15 protein-coding genes and 1 tRNA gene are annotated in these 20,451 nt (G+C 38.8%); 6 read left to right on the top strand and 10 right to left on the bottom strand.

What is annotated here, in order from left to right; all coding sequences use genetic code 11:
- The first annotated feature begins 38 nt into the window (after positions 1 to 38).
- Entirely contained in the window at positions 39 to 1,985 is a 1,947-nt protein-coding gene (cas12k, locus tag CV014_RS11180; RefSeq protein ID WP_236142099.1) for a type V CRISPR-associated protein Cas12k, read from the top strand.
- A 578-nt stretch (positions 1,986 to 2,563) separates the two neighbouring features.
- Here cas12k and CV014_RS11175 read toward each other — a convergent pair.
- Positions 2,564 to 2,635: transfer RNA gene (locus CV014_RS11175), tRNA-Cys, on the bottom strand.
- A gap of 488 nt (positions 2,636 to 3,123) precedes the next feature.
- On the opposite strand from CV014_RS11175, the gene cpdA reads away from it, so the two are divergent.
- Together cpdA and CV014_RS11165 are read left to right on the top strand one after the other, a co-directional pair.
- A complete protein-coding gene (cpdA, locus tag CV014_RS11170; protein WP_329608372.1) occupies positions 3,124 to 3,948 on the top strand; it encodes a 3',5'-cyclic-AMP phosphodiesterase in 825 nt (274 codons plus the stop codon).
- A 200-nt stretch (positions 3,949 to 4,148) separates the two neighbouring features.
- Positions 4,149 to 4,844 carry a type 1 glutamine amidotransferase gene (locus CV014_RS11165; protein ID WP_236142098.1) on the top strand — a complete coding sequence of 232 codons (696 nt, stop codon included), beginning with the start codon at positions 4,149 to 4,151 and terminating at the stop codon, positions 4,842 to 4,844.
- A gap of 108 nt (positions 4,845 to 4,952) precedes the next feature.
- Here CV014_RS11165 and CV014_RS11160 read toward each other — a convergent pair whose 3' ends face one another.
- Positions 4,953 to 6,626, bottom strand: a complete 1,674-nt coding sequence (locus tag CV014_RS11160) for an alpha/beta hydrolase (protein ID WP_236142097.1) — start codon at positions 6,624 to 6,626, stop codon at positions 4,953 to 4,955.
- A gap of 945 nt (positions 6,627 to 7,571) precedes the next feature.
- Here CV014_RS11160 and polA point away from each other — a divergent pair.
- Positions 7,572 to 10,484 (top strand): DNA polymerase I, encoded by a 2,913-nt coding sequence (polA, locus tag CV014_RS11155; protein ID WP_236142096.1) that lies wholly within the window; start codon positions 7,572 to 7,574, stop codon positions 10,482 to 10,484.
- A gap of 31 nt (positions 10,485 to 10,515) precedes the next feature.
- Positions 10,516 to 11,487 (top strand): alpha/beta hydrolase, encoded by a 972-nt coding sequence (locus CV014_RS11150; RefSeq protein WP_236142095.1) that lies wholly within the window; start codon positions 10,516 to 10,518, stop codon positions 11,485 to 11,487.
- A 121-nt stretch (positions 11,488 to 11,608) separates the two neighbouring features.
- Here the strand turns inward: CV014_RS11150 and CV014_RS11145 are convergent, their stop codons facing one another.
- The 3 genes from CV014_RS11145 to CV014_RS11135 all read right to left on the bottom strand — a co-directional run bounded on the left by CV014_RS11145 (position 11,609) and on the right by CV014_RS11135 (position 13,420).
- Positions 11,609 to 11,926 carry a helix-turn-helix domain-containing protein gene (locus CV014_RS11145; RefSeq protein ID WP_236142094.1) on the bottom strand — a complete coding sequence of 106 codons (318 nt, stop codon included), beginning with the start codon at positions 11,924 to 11,926 and terminating at the stop codon, positions 11,609 to 11,611.
- A gap of 971 nt (positions 11,927 to 12,897) precedes the next feature.
- A complete protein-coding gene (locus tag CV014_RS11140) occupies positions 12,898 to 13,125 on the bottom strand; it encodes a hypothetical protein (RefSeq protein ID WP_236142093.1) in 228 nt (75 codons plus the stop codon).
- Positions 13,126 to 13,171: 46 nt separating this feature from the next.
- Entirely contained in the window at positions 13,172 to 13,420 is a 249-nt protein-coding gene (locus CV014_RS11135; protein WP_236142092.1) for a hypothetical protein, read from the bottom strand.
- Positions 13,421 to 13,810: 390 nt separating this feature from the next.
- Between CV014_RS11135 and CV014_RS11130 the strand changes: the two genes are divergently transcribed.
- Positions 13,811 to 16,174: a tetratricopeptide repeat protein gene (locus CV014_RS11130; protein ID WP_236142091.1), complete on the top strand. Its 2,364-nt coding sequence runs from the start codon at positions 13,811 to 13,813 to the stop codon at positions 16,172 to 16,174.
- Positions 16,175 to 16,336: 162 nt separating this feature from the next.
- On the opposite strand, the gene CV014_RS11125 is transcribed toward CV014_RS11130, so the two are convergent.
- From CV014_RS11125 to CV014_RS11105, 5 genes are all read right to left on the bottom strand, one after another.
- On the bottom strand, positions 16,337 to 16,723 hold the full coding sequence (locus CV014_RS11125; protein WP_236142090.1) for a hypothetical protein: 387 nt from the start codon (positions 16,721 to 16,723) through the stop codon (positions 16,337 to 16,339).
- 80 nt (positions 16,724 to 16,803) lie between these two features.
- Positions 16,804 to 17,670, bottom strand: coding sequence for a hypothetical protein (locus CV014_RS11120; protein ID WP_236142089.1), 867 nt, complete (start codon positions 17,668 to 17,670; stop codon positions 16,804 to 16,806).
- A 343-nt stretch (positions 17,671 to 18,013) separates the two neighbouring features.
- Positions 18,014 to 19,165 (bottom strand): alanine--glyoxylate aminotransferase family protein, encoded by a 1,152-nt coding sequence (locus tag CV014_RS11115; RefSeq protein ID WP_236142088.1) that lies wholly within the window; start codon positions 19,163 to 19,165, stop codon positions 18,014 to 18,016.
- Positions 19,166 to 19,326: 161 nt separating this feature from the next.
- Complete coding sequence (locus tag CV014_RS11110; RefSeq protein ID WP_236142087.1) at positions 19,327 to 20,091, bottom strand: MinD/ParA family ATP-binding protein; 765 nt, start codon at positions 20,089 to 20,091, stop codon at positions 19,327 to 19,329.
- Between the two features lie 52 nt (positions 20,092 to 20,143).
- Complete coding sequence (locus CV014_RS11105; RefSeq protein ID WP_236142086.1) at positions 20,144 to 20,446, bottom strand: ArsR family transcriptional regulator; 303 nt, start codon at positions 20,444 to 20,446, stop codon at positions 20,144 to 20,146.
- Positions 20,447 to 20,451 lie beyond the last annotated feature (5 nt).

Here is a 20,451-nt window from a genome sequence, read left to right as displayed (position 1 = left end):
AAAATTGTTATTATTAAACATATATGTTTTAAAATGTCATGAGCCAAATCACGATTCAGTGTCGTTTGGTTGCCAGTGCATCTACCCGCCAATACTTATGGAAGTTAATGGCAGAGCAAAACACGCCTCTGATTAACGAGTTACTGGAACAATTGGGACATCACCCAGACCTGGAAAATTGGCGGCAAAAAGCTAGAATCCCTGCTGATATCGTCAAGCAACTATGTCTGACACTCAAAACTGACTCGCGCTATAGTGGTCAACCTTCTCGGTTTTATGCCAGTGCAGTTGCATTGGTGAATTACACTTATAAATCATGGCTGGCCTTAATGAAGCGGTTGCAGTCCCAACTGGACAGTAAAACCTACTGGCTGGAAATGCTCAGAAGTGATGCTGAATTAGTCAAAATCTGTGGCGCGTCCTTGGATGGAATTCGCACCAAAGCAACTCAAATTTTGGCTCAAATTGCTTCACTCGATACAGTTGTCACTCAACAGGCCAAGAGTAGCAAAGTTAAAAAGAGCAAAAAATCTGCACTTTCACAAACTGATGGTATCAAGCACGCACTTCCAACAAGCGATCGCCATCTATTTAACACCTTATTTGAAATTTACCGCAATACCGAAGACATTCTGACTCGTTGTGCCATTAGCTATGTACTCAAAAATGGCTGCAAAGTCACCGATAAAGAAGAAGACTGCGAAAAATTTACTCAACGCCGCCGTAAAGTTGAGATTCAGATCGAACGTATAAAAGAACAATTAGAAGCACGAATTCCCAAAGGTCGAGATTTAACTAATACTAAATGGTTGCAAACACTCTTCACTGCTACATACAACATCCCTGAAAACGAAACCGAGGCGAAATCTTGGCAAAATAGCCTTTTGAGACAATCTAGTTCTGTACCGTTCCCAGTAGCTTATGAAAGCAGCGAAGAAATGACTTGGTTTAAAAACCAAAAAGGACGCATTTGTGTAAAATTCAACGGCATCAGCGAGCATACCTTTGAAGTGTACTGCGATAATAGGCAGCTACATTGGTTTAAACGCTTTTTAGAAGACCAACAAATCAAACGCAACAGTAAAAATCAGCACTCCAGCAGTTTGTTCACTCTTCGCAGTGGTCGCATTGCTTGGCGGGAAGGGGAAGGTAAGGGTGAACCCTGGAACGTTCACAGTCTAACTCTCTACTGTTGTGTGGATACCCGCCTGTGGACGGCTGAAGGTACAGAACAAGTAAAGCAAGAAAGAGCAGAAGAAATCGCCAAAATCATCACCAGAACCGAAGCGAAAGGCAATCTCAACTCTAAACAAGAACGATTTATCAAGCAGAAAAATTCGACACTATCTAGAATCAATAACTCCTTTCCTCGTCCGAGTCAACCTTTGTACAAAGGTAAATCTCATATTTTGGTAGGTGTTAGTCTTGGTCTAAAACAACCTGCAACAGTAGCAATAGTGGACGGCATTACAGATAAAGTTATTACCTATCAAAGCATCAAACAGCTACTTGGGGATAATTACAAACTGTTAAACAGACAGCAAAGAGAAAAACAAACTTTATCTCACAAACGCCAAATAGCCCAAATATTTGCTTCACCAAAACCATTTGAAGAATCTGAGTTAGGGCAGTACATAGATAGATTAATAGCTAAAAAAATTGTCGCCCTTGCTCAAACATACTCTGCTGGTAGCATAGTCGTTCCTAAACTAGGCGATATACGAGAGCAGGTAAACAGTGAAATTCAAGCAATAGCTGAACAAAAATGTCCAGATTGCCTGGAAGCACAGAAAAATTATGCCAAACAGTATCGGCATAGTGTCCATCAGTGGAGTTATGGCAGATTGATTGAGTGTATTCAAACTCAAGCGACTAAAGCTGGAATTGTTATAGAACAAGGGAAACAGCCTATCAGAGGAAGTCCACACCAAAAAGCAAAGGAGTTAGCGATCGCCGCCTATAATTCACGCCAAATGGTTGATTGACAAAAACCTGAACCTTGAAAATAGAATAAGTAATAGCGCCGCAGTTCATGTTGTAATCAACCCCTGAACTGTGAAAAGTTTGGGTTAGTTTGACTGTGGGAACACAGTCGTGCTTTCTGACCCTAGTAGCTGCCCACCTTGAAACTGCTGTCTGTTGTAGACAGGAATTAGGTGCGCCCCCAGTAATAGAGGTGCGGGTTTACCGCAGTGGTGGCTACCGAATCACCTCCGACCAAGGAGGAACCCACCTTAATTATTTTTGAAAGGGGTTAAAGATTCGAGCAGTTTCAACTCCCGTTCTTAAATTAGGGGGTTGAAAGTTCTTAGAGGAAAAAATGAGTGCGTCTCTAGGTTGCTGTAAAAATTCTTTCCAAGAACATCTACAATATTTAGGTTTTAGTACAACTACTAAAACTTTGCTAAATTTATGGTGGGTTGAAAGGTAAGGCAGAGGTCTGCCTTTGTCATAGGTGTCCGTTTGTATTTGTGACAAAAAATCTGTTAACAGGACATCAATTTGTTAAAAATGACATCAATCTGTTAACAGTGACAAATAATTAGTTAATGTACATTCTTAAAGGCGACACCCGGATTTGAACCGGGGGATAAAGGTTTTGCAGACCTCTGCCTTACCACTTGGCTATGTCGCCATATCCATATTTATCCATATTATCAGATAATCAGCGAAATTGACATTCCTGCTCTAGAAAATTTTTCCTTTGTATTTCTGAAACTTCCCGATCTGCTGCTAGCAACTCTTAGCTGGGGGAAAATGTTTTCAGTGTGAGCTGGCTAGCAATTTCATGGACACTTAACAACTGCCATATCTTCCGACCGAAACCGGATTTACACTTCTAGTTAATGTATAAGTGTTGTAAGCTACAAAAATCACATAATTTCTATCTTAGGATAGATTGAAAAATTAAAAAACTAATATGGATAACAATTTATACAAAAATTTTGCTTTTATTTATGTGTTATTGCTGAAAAAAGGAAAGGTTGTTTTGAGGCGTTAAACATGATGCGTGAAGGTAAATAATGTTATTTGTGCTGTTAAATGTAAGTTTTATAAACAAGCTATTTTTTGACAACCGAGAAAAATGATATTGTCTCCACAACAGACAAAGGAGAATCACATATTAATACCCAAAAATCCCTAAACGTAAAAATGAATCAGGCTTCTCCTATATCAGTTGCTCAAGTGACGGATCTACATCTGTTGGCAACGGAAAATTGTCAACTACAAGGGATACAGACGACAGAGTCATTTCAAGCGGTGATTCAACGGTTGCAAGAGTTGAGAGAGGAACTAGATTTAGTCTTACTTACGGGAGATTTGTCGGAGGATGGTACGCCTCAATCTTATGAAAACCTGCAATATCAACTAAACACACTCAAAATACCAACCTATTGGCTACCAGGGGATCATGACTGCGCGATCGCAATGGATAAAATTTTGAATCAAGGAATGCTATCGCGACGCAAGTCTTTTCAAAGGGGAGGTTGGAATTTTATTTTGCTAGATTCTTCCTTACCTGAGCATTGGTATGGCTATCTGTCGTCTACAACTCTAGAGTGGCTCAACTCAGAACTACAAATTCTTGGTAACTACCCCACCTTAGTAGCTTTACATCATCCGCCTTTTCTGGTGAACTCGACTTGGTTAGATGCGAGTGGGTTGCAAAACCCTGAAGAGTTGTTTGCAATTTTAGATCGTTATCCTCAAGTAAAATTAGTTTTATTTGGTCATATTCACCAGGAATTTCAGCACCAGCGTCATCAAGTTGACTATTTCGGTACTCCCTCAACGTGCTTTCAGTTTCATTCCCAAAGTCCAACCTTTGCTATTAATCAAGATTTTCCTGGATTCCGTCTACTAAAACTCTACCCTGATGGTAGGTGGGAAACTAGGGTAGAGAGAGTACCTTATCCGTTTCCACTTACATCAGTAGCTACGGTATAAGGGACTTCCAACTAAAAAAATATACAATCGCTGTGGTGGGCAGGGGGGCAGGGAGCAGAGAGAACTCTGAGCGGAGGAGCAGGGGGAAAAATCAAAATATTCTCTTTCAGAAATTGAATAATTTATTTTCTGGAAGTCCCTAAATTTTATAATTTCAGCAAAGATGATGAAATTTACAGCCAGATATCGGGGGGTTATCTATGAAAATTCATTACTTGCAGCACGTTCCCTTTGAAACACCTGCCAGTATTGAGAATTGGGCATCAACGCATAAACATTCTCTTTTTGCAACTAGATTTTATGCTCAAGATCCCTTACCACCTATTGAGGATTTCGATTGGTTGGTGGTGATGGGTGGCCCGATGAATATTTATGAAGATGAACAATATCCTTGGTTGACACAAGAGAAGCGATTTATTGAACAAGCGATCGCAGCTAATAAGACGGTAATTGGGATTTGTTTAGGTTCACAGTTGATTGCAGATGTTTTAGGCTCTAAAGTTTATCCAGGAGAGTATAAGGAAATTGGTTGGTTTCCGATTGAATTAACAGAGGCGGCGCAAGAATCATATATTTTTGGGGATTTGCCACAGAAATTCACAGTTTTTCATTGGCATGGTGATACATTTGATTTACCGTCTGGTGCAACTAGATTAGCCTACAGTGCAGCTTGTCAAAATCAGGCTTTTATTTATAATGAAAAAGTTTTAGGTTTACAGTTTCACTTAGAGTCAACACCAGAGAGTGTAAGTCAAATCATTGAAAATTGTGGTGATGAACTTGTTGATGGGAAATATATCCAACAAGCTTCAGAAATGCTAACTCCAGCAGATAATTTTACTCAAATTAATACTGTGATGTTTAGTATTTTAGATAAACTAGCGAGTAATTCATGATGTTTCGTAGTGATGTAGAGATGTTGCATACAACGTCTCTACATCATTGACTTGGCGAAATTTAATAGAGAATTGGAATCAGGAATTATGTCCTTACTAGCATCCTATTCATCGGGGAGGAATATTGTTAGATTCACTCCCTAAACTTTGCGCTAATTCAGTAAAACTCAAAGATTGAACTATTCTTAAACCAAGAGAATTTCGAGAAATAGTTTTGGCATAAGCTGCACTTAAATAGGGGTTATATTGGACATTATTGGCTACATAGTTTTGAAAGAAAGGTAAACTCAAAGTATTGATGTAGCGGCGTGCTTGTGCTGCATCTCCTACTAACTCTGGTGGTAAAGGGATTTGCTGACTGCTGGGGTTACTATTCCCGATGGTGGTGAAGTGAGTTCCACCGACAAGTATGGCGAGATATTTTTGGGAATTAGCTAGCCAAGAAAAAGGTAAGATTTGTTCATACAGAGCAGGTGCAATGGTGTCTTCACTGCTGCTAATCAACATTACAGGAACTTTCACCTGATTCATTCCCGCTTTGCCAAAAATCGAACTAGTGATGGGATTAACAGCGATCGCCGCTTTGACTCGTTTATCTTGTAAACTATCTGGTAGGGATTTGTTTTTCATCTCTAAGGCGCGACACTGCACCAATAAAGACAAATTCCATGTTTTTTTGAGTTTTCCTGGTTGGCAGTCTCGTTGTAATTGCTCAAAGTTAATTTTTGCACCAGCTAAGGCTAAAGCTGTGTAACCGCCTAAAGATTGTCCAAACACACCTACTTGTTGCAGATTTAATTTACCTTTAAACTCAACATCAGACTGGTTTTTGACTTCCAGTTGATTTAAAACATACTTGATATCTAAAGGCCGATTTTGAAATTCTGCGGCTGAGATAATATCTTGCTGCTGTTTTGTATTTTCTGTGGGATGGTTGGGAACAACTACCGCCAAACCGTAAGATGCTAAGTGAGTCGCCAAATATTCAAAGTTACTACTGTTAGAACCTAACCCATGTGAAATCACAATTACAGGTGCGTTCTGTTTAGTTTGGGGAAGGTAAACATCAGTTAACAATAAGCGATTCCGTGTAGAGTCAAATAACCGCAGTGTATATTTCTGTGATGTGATTTTTCCAGGATTGCTTAAATCTGCTAGTTGGGTTAAACCCTTGCTATTGTAAATGTTAGCAGCTTCCTGATTCGATTTATTGGTAACGAGTGCGATCGCCTGTTGGGTTTTATTGACGATTTGTTCTAGTTCGTTGGCGATCGCTAAACTTTGGGGTAAATTAATGTAAACGCCGTTAGTAGGATATTTGCGTAATATATTTAATAACGTTAACCCTTCCGGTTCATTAGCTGCTGACACTAACGCTGAACGCAAGGTTTTTAAGTCGGGTTTCACTTGCGTAGTTCTGCTTTGAATGACTTCCCCCAAGCGTCGCAGTAAAAATTCTCCTTGGGATGTGTGCAGAAACTGCGACAACATCGCAGGGCTAACTTTGATAGGATTAGATAAGATTTGTCGTAATTCTTGAAATTGCTTCGCCGGCAAATATTGTTGATAAACGGCTAATTCTTCATTTACTGTACCTGTTTTGGCATAGGTTTCTAAACTAGCCACAGAAATAGATAATTCCAAACCAGAATAAGATGTAAATACCCTTTCTGCTGCCATTGCATGATGACTAACTCCCAAGGTGGGGAGTAATGTTGATAGAGCTAGCAATAGTGAATGTTGACTGACTTTGCTAGTCCACTTTTTTAATAGACTATTCATTGCTCAACTGTTTTGATGGTGTAAGGCTGATTTTTGGTAGAGATGCTGACACCCCAGTTGATTTATGCAATTTGCCACGGAAATGTAATCTTTTGTAGAGTTAGAACATATTGATAAAGTAAATACTAAGTAGTGGACTGAGATGACTAAAATGATGCAACAGACTTGGTTGGAATTAAACGCTGATGCACGCAGATAAACGCGGATATAACTTCTGCTATTGCACTATTTTAGCCTTGCCACGTCACTACAAATTTCAGGTTTACTTTATCAAGTAAGTAGAAAGGTGTAAATAATTAAAGGTTTGTAGTAAGGACTTTAGTCCTTATGAGAGGACTAAAGTCCTTACTACGAACTAAATGCAATTTTTTTACATTACTTTACATAGTTTGGTTTTTTCAAGTCGTTCTACTTATCTCTCAATGATATTCATTTCCGCTCAGGATTTAGATTTTAGTGATTACTTGAATGGTGTTCATTCACTGTAGAATATAGAGATTTAAATATTGATATTTACTTGTATTTTTATCTACGAACAGGAATAAAAAGCAATATAATAAATCCCAAAGTTGAAAACTAAAATCTAAGGTTTGAATTAATTTAGCAAGTATCTAGGTAGAAAAAGATTCACCCTTGCAGCGACTAGATTTGATGCTGGAAACTAACGACGTTAATAATAACAGATGTTAAAAACTGCTGCCTCAGTAGATTCGATGTAGCTTTCTAGCTACAATATGGCTATGTCTCAAACTCCTATTACTAAGCCCCGTTGGGGTGGGTGTGGGGGTGTAGGGGTGTGGGGGTGTAGGGGGAAGAAAGCGCAGCCAAGCTAACCCAAGGGTTAAAAGCCCTACTCCTTGGGGGAACTGTGTTAGGTTCTTTTTCAATCCCCGTCGAACACCTTCAACCCCTATACCCTTAAACCCTTAAACCCTTAAACCCCTAATGAATCAAACTACTACCCGTCCTACCTTCATCCTTGTAGATGGACATTCCTTAGCCTTTCGTTCTTACTATGCTTTCGCTAAAGGACGAGATGGGGGACTGCGGACTAAAACCGGAATTCCCACTAGTGTATGTTTTGGCTTTCTCAAATCGCTGTTGGAAGTCATGGATACACAACAACCGCAAGCAATGGCGATCGCCTTTGATTTGGGTTTACCGACTTTTCGCCACGAAGCTGACGATACCTATAAAGCTGATCGTCCAGGAACACCGGAAGATTTTGTCCCGGACTTAAAAAATTTACACGAATTATTGCAAGGTTTTAATATTCCTATTTACACCGCGCCTGGTTATGAAGCTGATGACGTGTTGGGAACATTGGCGCAAACAGCCACTGCGGCTGGGTATAAGGTGAAAATTTTAACAGGCGATCGCGATTTATTTCAACTCATCGACCCCGCCAAGGAAATCACTGTCTTAAATTTTAGCCCCGATGCACTTAAACGCGTTACAAATAATAATGGCATCACGGAAGTTAGTACAGAACAAGTTAAAGAAAAACTGGGTATTTTACCTACACAAGTAGTAGATTTTAAAGCCTTGTGTGGCGATAAATCAGATAATATTCCCGGCGTGAGAGGAATAGGAGAAAAAACCGCCGTTCAATTACTCAGTGCTTATGAATCGTTAGATAATATTTACGCTTCTATTAATGAAATTAAAGGCGCGACGCAAAAAAAACTTATAGAAGGAAAAGCAGACGCATATAAATCTCAATACCTCGCCAAGATAGTTACAGATGTCCCTCTAGAAGTAAATTTAACAGATAGTCAATTACAGGGTTTTGATGATAGTATTCTCATTCCTATTTTAGAGAAATTAGAATTTAATTTATATCTCAAGAAAATCAACGCCTTACAGCAAAAATTCGGCGGACAAGTTGCAGAAGCAGCAGAAGTATCTACTACAGATACAGAAGAAAATTCTGCCGATGACGCAGATTTTTACACCTTGGCGGAAACACAAGCCGCACAACAAGAAAAAATAGATTCCCCCATTCAACCGCGCATTATTCGCACTGAATCACAGTTAATAGAATTAGTTGCACTGTTACAAACATTTACTAATCCTCAAACTCCTGTTGCTTGGGACACAGAAACCAGTGATTTAGAACCCAGAGATGCGGAATTAGTAGGGATTGGTTGCTGTTGGGGAAATGCACCCGATGAATTAGCTTATATCCCCATAAACCATAAAATCGGAGAGAATTTAAATAAAGATATTGTACTGAAAGCCCTCAAACCAATTTTGGAAAGTGAGCAATATCCTAAAACATTCCAGAATGGTAAATTTGACCGCTTAGTATTTCGCACCCAAGGAATTAACCTAGCGGGAATTATTTTTGACCCCATGCTAGCTAGTTATGTTTTAAATCCCGATAATAGCCATAATCTCACAGATTTAGCCCTGCGTCATTTGGGCTTACAATTGACTAACTATGAAGAGTTAGTCCCCAAAGGTAAAACCATTGCGGATATTAGTATTCCTGCTGTAGCAAATTATTGCTGTTTACAAGTATATGCTACTTGGCAACTTGTGGCAAAAATGCGTGAGGAATTAGATAAGATTCCTGCTTTATCTAAGTTACTGACAGAGGTAGAACAACCCCTAGAAGCTGTTTTAGCCGCAGTCGAATATACAGGAGTTCGGATTGATTCTGAATATCTCAAAGAACTATCCCAGCAATTAGAAACAGATTTAGCAAAACTGCATGAACAAGCCACAGAAATTGCTGGTGAAAACTTTAATTTAGGTTCTCCTAAACAATTAAGTCATATTTTATTTGAAAAATTAGGTTTGAGTACCAAATATTCGCGGAAAATTCAGACAGGTTACTCAACCGATGCAGCCACATTAGAAAAACTGCAAGAAATCGACGAAACGGGGTTTGTCAATGCGATTATTGAGTATCGGACTCTATCAAAATTAAAGTCTACCTATGTAGATGCTTTACCTGCGTTAGTCCGCAAAGACACCCACAGAGTACATACAAATTTCAACCAAACATCCACATCTACAGGTAGGTTGTCTTCCTCTAATCCTAACTTACAAAATATCCCCATTCGGACAGCCTTTAGCCGCCAAATTCGCAAAGCATTTTTACCCGAATCAGGTTGGTTAATGGTAGCGGCTGATTACTCGCAAATTGAGTTAAGAATTTTGGCACATTTGAGTCAAGAACCTGTGTTAGTGCAAGCCTATCAACAGAATGAAGACATTCATACTGTGACAGCTAAACTAGTTTTTGAAAAAGAAGATATTACAGCCGATGAACGTCGAATTGCTAAAACGATTAATTTTGGTGTAATTTATGGCATGGGTTCGCTAAAATTCTCCCGTTCCACAGGGATTGATAAGAACATCGCCAATGAATTTATTAAACGATTTAATAGTCGCTATCCAGAAATTTTCGCTTATCTAGAAGGAGTGAAAAAACAAGCTATATCTCAAGGATACGTCGAAACTATCCTTGGTCGTCGGCGATATTTTGAGTTTACTAATCAAAGTTTAAGTAAATTCAAAAATATCAACCCAGAAGACATTGATTTGAGCAAATTAAAAAATCTAGGTGCTTACGACGCAGGTTTACTTCGTTCCGCCGCTAACGCGCCAATTCAAGGTTCTAGTGCAGACATTATCAAAATTGCAATGGTGCAACTGCATGAAGTTTTACGCAACTATCAAGCGCGATTATTATTACAAGTACATGATGAATTAGTCTTTGAAGTTCCCCCTGATGAGTGGGAAGAATTACAACCGAAAATTAAATCGGTGATGGAAGGTGCAGTCAAATTAAGTGTACCGTTAGTAGTGGAAGTCAGAGCAGGCGAAAACTGGATGGAAACCAAATAATCATAGAAAATAAGCAAATTTCTCAAACAATATGATGATTTACGGGGCTGATGAGATTACTTTTGCAGGTGTGAGAGGCGATCGCTATTGGTTCTATGAGCCTTATCCTTATACTGGGGTAAGTGATATCGATGAAAAATTAAGCGGCTTTCCGGTAGCAGTATTTTTACCACAACATCGCCCCAGACACCACACACCTTTAGTCATCGGTTTACAAGGGATGTGCGCGCCTTATGGCTGGAATGCTTTCATCGTTCCGACTCTCACCCAAATGGGTATAGCTGTAGCTTTATTCGATACCCCCTTAGCCGGTGAACGCAGTTTAGTACGCAGCTTTACAAGTTTGGCACAGAACGAAATTAAACCCTTACTTGATAGAGGAATTGCTTTTGATACCGCCATGCTGTTGTCGATATTTCGCAGCACAGCCAATGATATCGCCAAAGTCAGAGAATTTTGTGGCGATCGCTATGGACTTTCTGACCCCAGACTGGCATTATTTGGGGTGAGTATGGGCGTATTATTATCCGCCTATGCTTTCACAACCAATGGTTTAGGAGAAAGGTTACTAGGAACTATTGGTCATGCAGATTTGCCATCTTTCGCAAAAAGTTGGGGATATAATCTTTTACCAGATATTGCTGCATCTCCGGTAGGGGGAATAGCAGAGTCAATTTTAGACAGATTGCAACCTGATTTAACACCTGTAGTCAAACTTTTACAACTAGCTAAAAACCTCAAATATCAAGATGAATTTGCGTGGGAATGCAATCCCATGAACTATATTGACAGTGTAAAATTACCTCGGAGAGTGCGCTTTTTAATTGGTGCTAATGACCCAATGGTCAATATTAAAGATGCTCAAAATTGCGCCCAGAAATTTCCTGATGGTGCTTGTTATGTTGTTCCTGGAATGGGACATGGAACAAGACAATGGGGCGCAACTTTTGTTGATCATGTGCGTTATTTCTTAGTTACACAATTAGCAGACTGGCAAAGCTGAACTTCGTTAAGAAAATAGTTTGTAGTGGGGACTTTAGTCCTCATCTAAGGACTAATACCAATTTAATATGAAGCTGCATAGAAAATAACTTCTAAAATAAAGTTATAAGAAGAGATGGAAATTACCTGTTCAGAGTTTTTAACTCCTCTGTTAGTGCCGCGATCGCTACTTCATCAATTTTTCGTTTTGCTCCCGGAGCTTTTTTAATTTCTAATAATTCATCTAGTCCACCGACTCTATATCTTTGTAACCACCTTGTGACAGTTGATGTATCTATAGCCAAGCGTTTTCCAATTTCTTGCTGTTCATCAACCTGTCCGCTTTTTATCCACCACAGCATCATCAGTTTTTCTTTCTGCTTTCCTACGTTGGCTGTTTGTAGACGTTTCTTTAATTCTGCTTCGCTTTCTGCAATTTCAATCTTAAACGGGCGGCTCATGCTTATTTTTATTTATCCACTCTATTCCCCCTATTATATGCAGCTTCATATAAAATTGGTATCAAACAATTTTGTATATCATTGCGTTGATATAAAATAAGGGACTTCCAGATAAAAAATATCCAAACTGTAGGGTGCATCAGTATGAATAATCTCTTGGTATAGTTAAGTTTTCTCGCACTGACGCACCCTACTAAGCTGTTTATTTAGGATAATTTATTTTTTGGTGTTCTCTAAATAGCAATGAGTAAAATTTTATATGGTAAACAGATATTTTAGATATTGACAAAAGACATTTATTTCTGATTAAATTCCTGATTTGCATGACTTAAATTTAAAAACCTAACAACTTGATAAGCTGCGATTTATAAAAATTAAAAAATCAAGCTTATAGGTAAAAAAGCATTGATGGGCTGTTAGCAATGATAGATGTTTCATAGATTACCAGCGACTATTTCTAAAGACATAATTCTGGCAATAATGTCTAAAATCATGGGATTTAATACTTGCTTTTTAGGACTTAATTGCTAACAATAAAAGAGGGATTTAACAATCTCATAGTCAACTTAAGATCATTTGACCCTTCTACCCTAGTCCGCTAAAGCGGACTTTTTTTGTTTATTCAGCAATTTGAACTATTCACTAAAACAGTTCTGAGTGCTATTAGCGGTAGCGCGGCTAACAGCACTAATCAACCTCAACACGATACATATATCAAGCTTGAATACACGCTAAGGTTTTGTGAGAAAATATAGGCGATGAATGGAGCGATCGCCTAAAATCTTATGGATCATGATTTACTAGCCTTCTTTGCAGGTGTGGCTTTATTAATTACCTATCTGATTTTTTCAGCGTTAACAGAAATGGGGACTAAACTTCCCTGGAAAAAATGAACAAAACTAGGTAAGGACTTGTATCCAGAGTTTTTATATTGAATACAAGTCTCTTCTTCATCGTCTGATCAATCCTAGCTAACGCAGAGATTCAAATAAAACAGTGACAGTAATTAAGCACAAAAGTATCACGCCCAACGGTACAAATAAATGCTGCAACACAAAGATTAGTGCAGGAAGAATATGTAACGCACCTAAAGCATGAGAAAGGGCGTAAACAATAGCAAAGCCAAACAACATCAACAGAAAGTATTTCAGTGACTTAGAAGTAAAACGGAAGAGAATCGTGTCGTGATGGGTATTCATAATTGCACTCCTGGAAAATTGTCGGGAAGAAACTGGAAATATTCAATTATTGCTGTTGAGATACTGCTTCTGTCTGTTGATTATCGTTGTTTTGCTTATCCAAAATTACAATCACTTGAAAAGCAATAAATAGAGATAACAACAACATCAAGAATGAACCAAACCCAGAAGGATGTCTGTTAATTTCTCTCTCTACACCACATTTGAGACAAACATATCTGTTGGGATTCTTGGTATCTTGAGCAAAAGGGCAATAACTATGATTGCAATCTTGATGACAATCTTGATTCAACATTGTTGAAACTCCTGTAGGGTGAAGACTGACAGACTGTTTCAAAACACTCTCTACAGAATCTAGTTAGTTAATGCTGACTACTTATTAAGTAAACGCTACTGTTATTGATTATTCAGTTGTGGTAGACAATATTGATTATTCAGTTGTGATTGCTCATGATTCAATTCAGACTAGTAGCGATTTGCATCTTTCCTCAACCACGTTGGACACTTAACTTAACCTGCCTGTATTGATTACAAGCATAATACAAGTGGATATTGTTTTCAGTATGATTCGGTATGATTCAGTATATTCCACTAAGTAAGAAAAAGTAGTTTATGGTACGGAAACGGGAAAAGAATTAGTAAAAATATGAGTATAATAAACCAACAATGACACAGACAATGATCGATGGGTGCAGAAGAAGCCTTAGAGCTTTTGGATAAATTGGTTCTTGATCAAACCGGTAAACGACTCGACAATGTTCAAAGGGACATCCTACGCTATCTTTGGGAGGACAGAAGAAATACATATAAGAAGATAGCTGAACTTTGTCGTTACACAGAAGGACACGTAAAAGCAGTTGGTGCAGAGCTATGGCGAATGCTTTCAGAGATTCTGGGAGAACAAGTCACAAAATCAACTTTTCACACAGTTGTGCAGAGATTTTGCAAATCGCAACTGTCCCAGAGAACGAAAACTATTTTAAATCCAGCTCTCAATAATGGCAAGTCACAAGAAACAGAAGAGCATTTTGTGGGTAGAGAGCGTGAAATTACTGAACTTAACACCCGTGTTAATTGTGGTGCGAAAATTATTTTAATTCAAGGTAAAGGTGGTGTCGGTAAAACGACACTAGCTCGTAAGTATCTCAAGTCTCAGGGTTTTTACTTACTGGAACTTTGGATGGCGCAAGAAAGCCAAAATATCGTCACTGTGGAAAGTGTAGTAGAGGAGTGGCTGCGGGGAGATTTTAACGAAGAACCAGGTAAAGAATTTGGGATTAATCTAGAAAGACTGAGGCGCAAACTTCGAGATCCCAACAGAAAAATCGGCGTTCTGATTGATAATTTAGAACCAGCCTTAGATCAAAACGGTTGTGTGATTCCTGAACATCGTCCCTACGTAGAACTATTTAGAGTATTAGCAGATCCCACTGTACAATCACTCACCCTAATTACCAGTCGAGAACGCCTGTATGAATCTGGTGTAGATGTTGATTGTTATTTTCTCACAGGGTTAGACCAATCGGCTTGGCAAGAATTTTTTGCTATTCGTCAAATTCAAGTCAGTGCAACTGCACTAAGGGAAATGTGTCAAGCCTTTGGCGGTAATGCGAAGGCGATGAAAATTATCACGGGTACAATTAGGACAGATTTTGAGGGAAATGCAGATATTTATTGGCGAGAAAATCGAGGTAATTTATTAATTGAGCGTGGGTTAGAAAACTTAGTATCTAGTCAATTTAAACGATTGGAACAAATGGATAAAGCAGCTTATAAATTGCTTTGTCGTTTGGGTTGCTATCGTTATCAAGATATTAATCATGTTGATATATCAGGATTACAATGCTTGCTGTGGGATGTTACGGAACTACAACATAGAAGAGTGATCAAGTCTTTATTTGATCGTTTATTGATAGAATGCCGTAAGGGGAAATACTGGTTACATCCTGTAATTTGTGCAGAAGCGATCGCTAGATTAAAGCAAAGTGGAGAATGGGAAATCGCTAACCGCAAAGCCGCAGAGTTTTGGACTAACAGCGTTACAACAGTCACAGAACCGCAAAATGCACTGATGGCACTAGAAGCTTATCACCATTATATGGAAATCGGGGATTTTGAAGCAGCCGCCAATGTGATTATTCAACGCCGACCGAATAGATGGGATAATAGCTTATCATTGGGTGTATTGTTCAGTCGCCTTGGTCTTTTAGAAACTTTAATTGGTGCGATCGCTCCCCTAATTCCTCATTTAAAATCTGATTATCATCTGAGTGTTCTGTACAATATTTTAGGCAGAGCATATCACCAAGTTAGTAACATTTCCGCCGCACAAACAGGTAATATTTCTACAGCCATTGAGTTTCATCATAGAGCCTGCGAAATTGCCACTAGATGTAATTTTGTGCAGGAAAAAATATCTAGTATGTTTAATTTAGGTCTGTGTTACATAGATTTGTGGGAGGTAGAAAGAGCCACCCATATTTTGCATTCAGTCAAAAACATGGTCATTAAAGATGATGATTATTATCAATATGTAGTGTATTGTTTATGCTGTTTAGTTTATTTAGATTCGTCTGCCGGTTTTAATCAGAATATTACCCCGATATTAGAAGAGGTAAAAAAAGGCTTATCCAGTGAAAAATTAACCTCTTGGGGTAGAGGAGTCAGCCTATTATTTATCAGCTTAACCTATAAAAATTTAGGTATGATTGAAGCTGCCCTAGAAACCTGCAATCAAGCTATTCAACATTGTCAACATAATCAGTTTTCCGTTTTAGAAGCAAGGGCTACATCCTGTTTAGCTGCACTGTATCGAGAACAGGGGGAATTTACAATGGCGATAAGTAAACATCAAGAAGCCATCGCCAACATGAATAGGGTGGCTGATAAATGTAACTTAGCCAAAGCCTATTACCAGTTAGGTTTAACTTATCAAAGAATTGGTGGAACACAACAGAGCCTAGAGAATTTTAACAGAGCGATCGCTCTATTCAACGATATGCCAGCACCCAAACAAGTTGAGAAAGTGAGAAAGGCAATGGCAAAATAGTTATTGGTCAATAGTCAACAGTTGTTTCACTATATCCTTAACATTCAAAATGACTAAACCACCAGATAATCAAATTAAAATCGAAGCAGGGACAGTAGTTTTGATCATATCGGTTCTGATACTTTTACCATTGCTGTTTGCTGGGTTTTTCCTGCAATAACATCATGTCAAAATCCTTCTCAGAAAGCTGAGGGACTTGATAATAAAATCTATCCGTTCTTGAGTTTTAGCGGCGGTTTTAACTTCGCCTAGAATTTTCCGCATCTCCTGTAAGTTGTCTTGATTCTTTCCTATGAGAATCGGACGTAAAATAGCAGACTGTAAAGTGCCTAGAGCTTGTGTACATTCTTGTTCAGCGTCTCTAAGCTTTTCTGCTTCTCTCCATTTCTTATTTTTACGTGCATCTATTCTTTCAAATTGTAGCTGTGACTGAATATCTAATAAATCAGATTGCATTTGACGCAGTTGTTCGATATCTATGTCCGCATCTGGCTTGATTTTATCTACGATAGTTTGCAATTTCTCAACGATTTCATCATTGGTAGACATATGGATTTTTATCCTATTTAACTAACTATTCAATATGTAGAAAGATAGGGCTAAAGCCCTTACTACGAACTTTTAAGCAACTATCCTAATTCTTGGCATAATTTTGGCTGTGAAGTGGGTGTTAGTCTAGTTTTAATAGAAACGTCCCGCAGGAAATCTCGCAAAGTTGGATCTGAATTAATCGTAGTTTCTACAGTCCTCATCTTTGTTAAGACAGAACTATAATCTTTACCCGTAAGACTAGATGTTACGCCAACGATTTGAGTGACTCTCGTAGCGATAACTTCAAAATCTAAGTCAGAGTATTCATCGATTAATTTTGATAGTTTACTCCCAGTATCCGCAGCTATGACTAATTGAGTAATAGAATCTTCAATCAATTTTTTCTCAGCCGCATTAATCTTTAACCACTCATCAATTTGTTCTGCAACTTGGCGTTTAATTTCTGCGATTTTTGTGGTGTTGCCAGATGACTCTGCTTCACGATATTGTTGTTGTAAATCCTTTAATTTTAAGCTAATTAATACCCGTCGCGGATTGCTTGGTTTTGGTGGGTTTGCTTGAATTTCTTTGGCTAAGAGTAACATTTTTACAGTTAAACATCTAGCAGGTTGTGTAGTTTTAGCAACTATTTGGGAACTGCCATAATCAACATTTTCTAAATTTTTAAATATCTCTAATGCCGTATCATATTCTGCTGTTAAGTCTTCTAAATCTCGTTCAACTACTGACGGTGGTTTATCTGTTGTATCATCTTGAGTAATAATTTTATTGACTTGGTTAATGTTGCTAAAATCGATGCCATTATCATCCAACAATTGTTCCGTAATGGATTCACGAGATACGGAAGGTTCTAGAGGAACGTTACCCAATGTGTAAATTTCTTTAACTGATGTTATGGCTGCAATGACTTGTTCATGAAATTTTTCCGCAGTTACTCTCAGCATTGCTCGTCTTTTTGGTGTGCAGCTACTCAAAGTCAAGCTGACGCTGATAGTAATACCTAATGTAAAAAGTCGGTGCAGAAATTTTTTTTTAACATGGTTTTAATTAATAAATCAGCTATTTATAGCTATAAACATGAATAAGAGCTAGCCTAATTTATTAATTGGGCATTTTACCTATATTTGTCAATATTTCTGCTTAATAGCTTATTAATTTGTAATTATTTGGCGAATTTTAGTTAATATTCTTATCTCAACTATAGACTTTGTAGAATCAAATCTTGCACCATTTGTGGTGTAGGGTGGGCTTTTTCTTCTCCTATACCCTACACCCTGGTGTCTTGTTCTATTGCTTGGGTAGAACTTGCTCTAATGCTTCTATGAGTCTATCAACGCTTTCGGGACGGCTGTTATAACCCATGAGTCCCACACGCCAAACTTGACCTGCTAACTCACCTAAACCGCCGCCAACTTCTATGTTATGTTCGATGAGTAGTTGGCGTGCGATCGCCTTCCCATCTACACCAGCCGGAATGCGGACTGTAGTTAAAGTAGGCAAGCGATACTCTTTTTCTACGTGTAAACTCAGTCCTATCTCTTCTAAGCGTTGCCACAGATATTCTACGTTTTTCTGGTGGCGTTGCCAGCAATTGGCTAGTCCCTCCTCAGCAATTAAACGCAACGCTTCCCGTAACCCATAATATAAATTAATAGGAGCTGTGTGATGATAGACACGTTCGCTTCCCCAGTATTTAGCGAGTAAATTCATATCTAAATACCAGTTTGCTACCTTAGTGGAGCGTTTTTGCAATTTTTCCATTGCACGGGGACTCATAGTAAAAGGAGAAGCACCAGGGGAACAACCTAAGCCTTTTTGACTGCAACTATAAGCTAAATCTACTCCCCAAGCATCTAAAAAGATGGGAACGCCGCCCAAACTCGTGACTGTATCTATTAATAAAAGTGTGCCGAATTCACGGCACAATTCGCCCACCCCTTCTAATGGTTGGCGCGCACCGGTGGATGTTTCTGCGTGAACTAAAGCCAAAATCGCCGGACGATGAGTTTCTAAAGCGGTGCGGAGTTCGGCGAGTGAAAAAACTTGTCCCCAAGGTTTGGTAATGGTGCGGACATCTGCGCCATATCTTCCGGCCATGTCAACTAAACGATTACCAAAATAACCAGCCACACCAATTAATACCACATCCCCAGGTTCTACAGCATTGGCAATGGTTGCTTCCATTGCCGCCGAACCCGTACCACTCACAGCAATAGTTAGTGGATTTTCTGTCTGCCACACATAGCGTAGCAAAGATTGAATTTCATCCATCAGAGCTAAGAAAGCCGGGTCAAGATGACCTAATGGTGAGGTATTCATAGCTTGCAAAACTGCGGGGTGAGCATTAGAAGGCCCAGGCCCCAATAACAGCCGGTTAGGAACTTCTAGGGGTTGCAGTTGTAAGCGTTGGCTGTCATTGATAGAAATTGTCTGCGTCATAATTTTCGCCTATACGATACTTACCGAATCATAGAGCGATCGCACGACCCTTGAATAAGTGACTTGCAACTTTGGGAAGCAGGGGGGCAGGGTGCAGGGTGCAGGGGAGAAAAATCCCATACTCAATGCCCAATGCCCAATGCCCCATTCCCAATGCCCAATCACCTCTGCATAATCATCTGAGCTACCTTATCCATAACTTGACTAAAGGGGTGTTCTGGATGACGCAAACAAAAGAGATCACTACTTGCTAATTGAATTAGCTCCTCTGATAAAGGTAAAATACCTGCCACCTGCGCGTTATATGTCTTTTCTACTTGTTCACGTAAGGCATCAAAATCTAATGCTGGTAGAGCTTTATTAATTAACAGTAACATTTTCGGTACTTCTAATTTGCGGGCTACTTCCACGGTGACGGCTGTACCTTGAAAATCTTGGCGGTCAGGTCTGAGAATCAATACTAAAATATCAGAAATAGCAATAGAAAGTAAGGTTTCTTCATTTAGTCCAGGGTGAGTATCAATAAATAAATAATCTAAATTTAAAGTAGTTAATAAATCTTGAAAGCCTTCATTGAGCAAATTAAAATCAAAGCCTTCTCGTAAAACTTTGGTAATATCTCTCGCTTTAATGCTGGAAGGAATTAAGTAAACTTTGCTATTTTTACCGACATTTTTTTGTAAAACTGATGTGACATCATAGGCTGTATCTTCTATAGAACAGCGTCCCCACAGATAATCATTGAGAGAATATTTCATTTTCTGTTCGTCAAAACCAAACAAAACATGAATCCCTGGGGACTGAATATCAGTATCGACAATGCCGACTCGATAACCGTAACGGGCGACGATTCCAGCTAAATTCGCGGTAGAGTTTGATTTACCTGTACCACCTCGAAATGAGTGGATGGAGACGATTTTTGACATGATTGTTTAGGGACTGGGGATTGGGCATGGGGAATTGGGCATTGGGATGAATTTAGATGTCTAATTTATCCCAAATGTTTTGAGGTAGGCGGCTTTTTTTCGGGCTTTTGAAATGGGGTTGATAATACACAGTCTCCCCTTCATTGATAACTTGAATCAAACCTTGAGAAATAAAATCATCAATATGCTGTTGTGCTAATTCTTCAGAAATATTCTGATTGTTGACAATCTCAGGTAAAGTAACTTTGTGTTGGCGAATGATCCAATTCATTAATTGCCGTTGTTCATCGGGTAATTCTGTTAAATCTAAGATGGTTTTTGGTGTTGATGATACTTCAAAATCTGGTTCACTCATAATTC

It is taken from the genome of Nostoc sp. CMAA1605 (assembly GCF_021596505.1).
GTDB lineage: Bacteria > Cyanobacteriota > Cyanobacteriia > Cyanobacteriales > Nostocaceae > Trichormus.
Note: the sequence above shows the minus strand (reverse complement) of the source record. Positions and strands in the feature narration are given on the sequence as shown.

Excerpts from the sequence above, each read along its gene's own strand:
- cas12k (WP_236142099.1), top strand. The coding sequence starts at position 39 with ATGAGCCAAATCACGATTCAGTGTCGTTTGGTTGCCAGTGCATCTACC.
- CV014_RS11165 (WP_236142098.1), top strand. The coding sequence starts at position 4,149 with ATGAAAATTCATTACTTGCAGCACGTTCCCTTTGAAACACCTGCCAGT.
- CV014_RS11160 (WP_236142097.1), bottom strand. The coding sequence starts at position 6,626 with ATGAATAGTCTATTAAAAAAGTGGACTAGCAAAGTCAGTCAACATTCA.
- polA (WP_236142096.1), top strand. The coding sequence starts at position 7,572 with ATGAATCAAACTACTACCCGTCCTACCTTCATCCTTGTAGATGGACAT.
- CV014_RS11150 (WP_236142095.1), top strand. The coding sequence starts at position 10,516 with ATGATGATTTACGGGGCTGATGAGATTACTTTTGCAGGTGTGAGAGGC.
- CV014_RS11145 (WP_236142094.1), bottom strand. The coding sequence starts at position 11,926 with ATGAGCCGCCCGTTTAAGATTGAAATTGCAGAAAGCGAAGCAGAATTA.
- CV014_RS11140 (WP_236142093.1), bottom strand. The coding sequence starts at position 13,125 with ATGAATACCCATCACGACACGATTCTCTTCCGTTTTACTTCTAAGTCA.
- CV014_RS11135 (WP_236142092.1), bottom strand. The coding sequence starts at position 13,420 with ATGTTGAATCAAGATTGTCATCAAGATTGCAATCATAGTTATTGCCCT.
- CV014_RS11130 (WP_236142091.1), top strand. The coding sequence starts at position 13,811 with ATGGGTGCAGAAGAAGCCTTAGAGCTTTTGGATAAATTGGTTCTTGAT.
- CV014_RS11125 (WP_236142090.1), bottom strand. The coding sequence starts at position 16,723 with ATGTCTACCAATGATGAAATCGTTGAGAAATTGCAAACTATCGTAGAT.
- CV014_RS11120 (WP_236142089.1), bottom strand. The coding sequence starts at position 17,670 with ATGCTGAGAGTAACTGCGGAAAAATTTCATGAACAAGTCATTGCAGCC.
- CV014_RS11115 (WP_236142088.1), bottom strand. The coding sequence starts at position 19,165 with ATGACGCAGACAATTTCTATCAATGACAGCCAACGCTTACAACTGCAA.
- CV014_RS11110 (WP_236142087.1), bottom strand. The coding sequence starts at position 20,091 with ATGTCAAAAATCGTCTCCATCCACTCATTTCGAGGTGGTACAGGTAAA.
- CV014_RS11105 (WP_236142086.1), bottom strand. The coding sequence starts at position 20,446 with ATGAGTGAACCAGATTTTGAAGTATCATCAACACCAAAAACCATCTTA.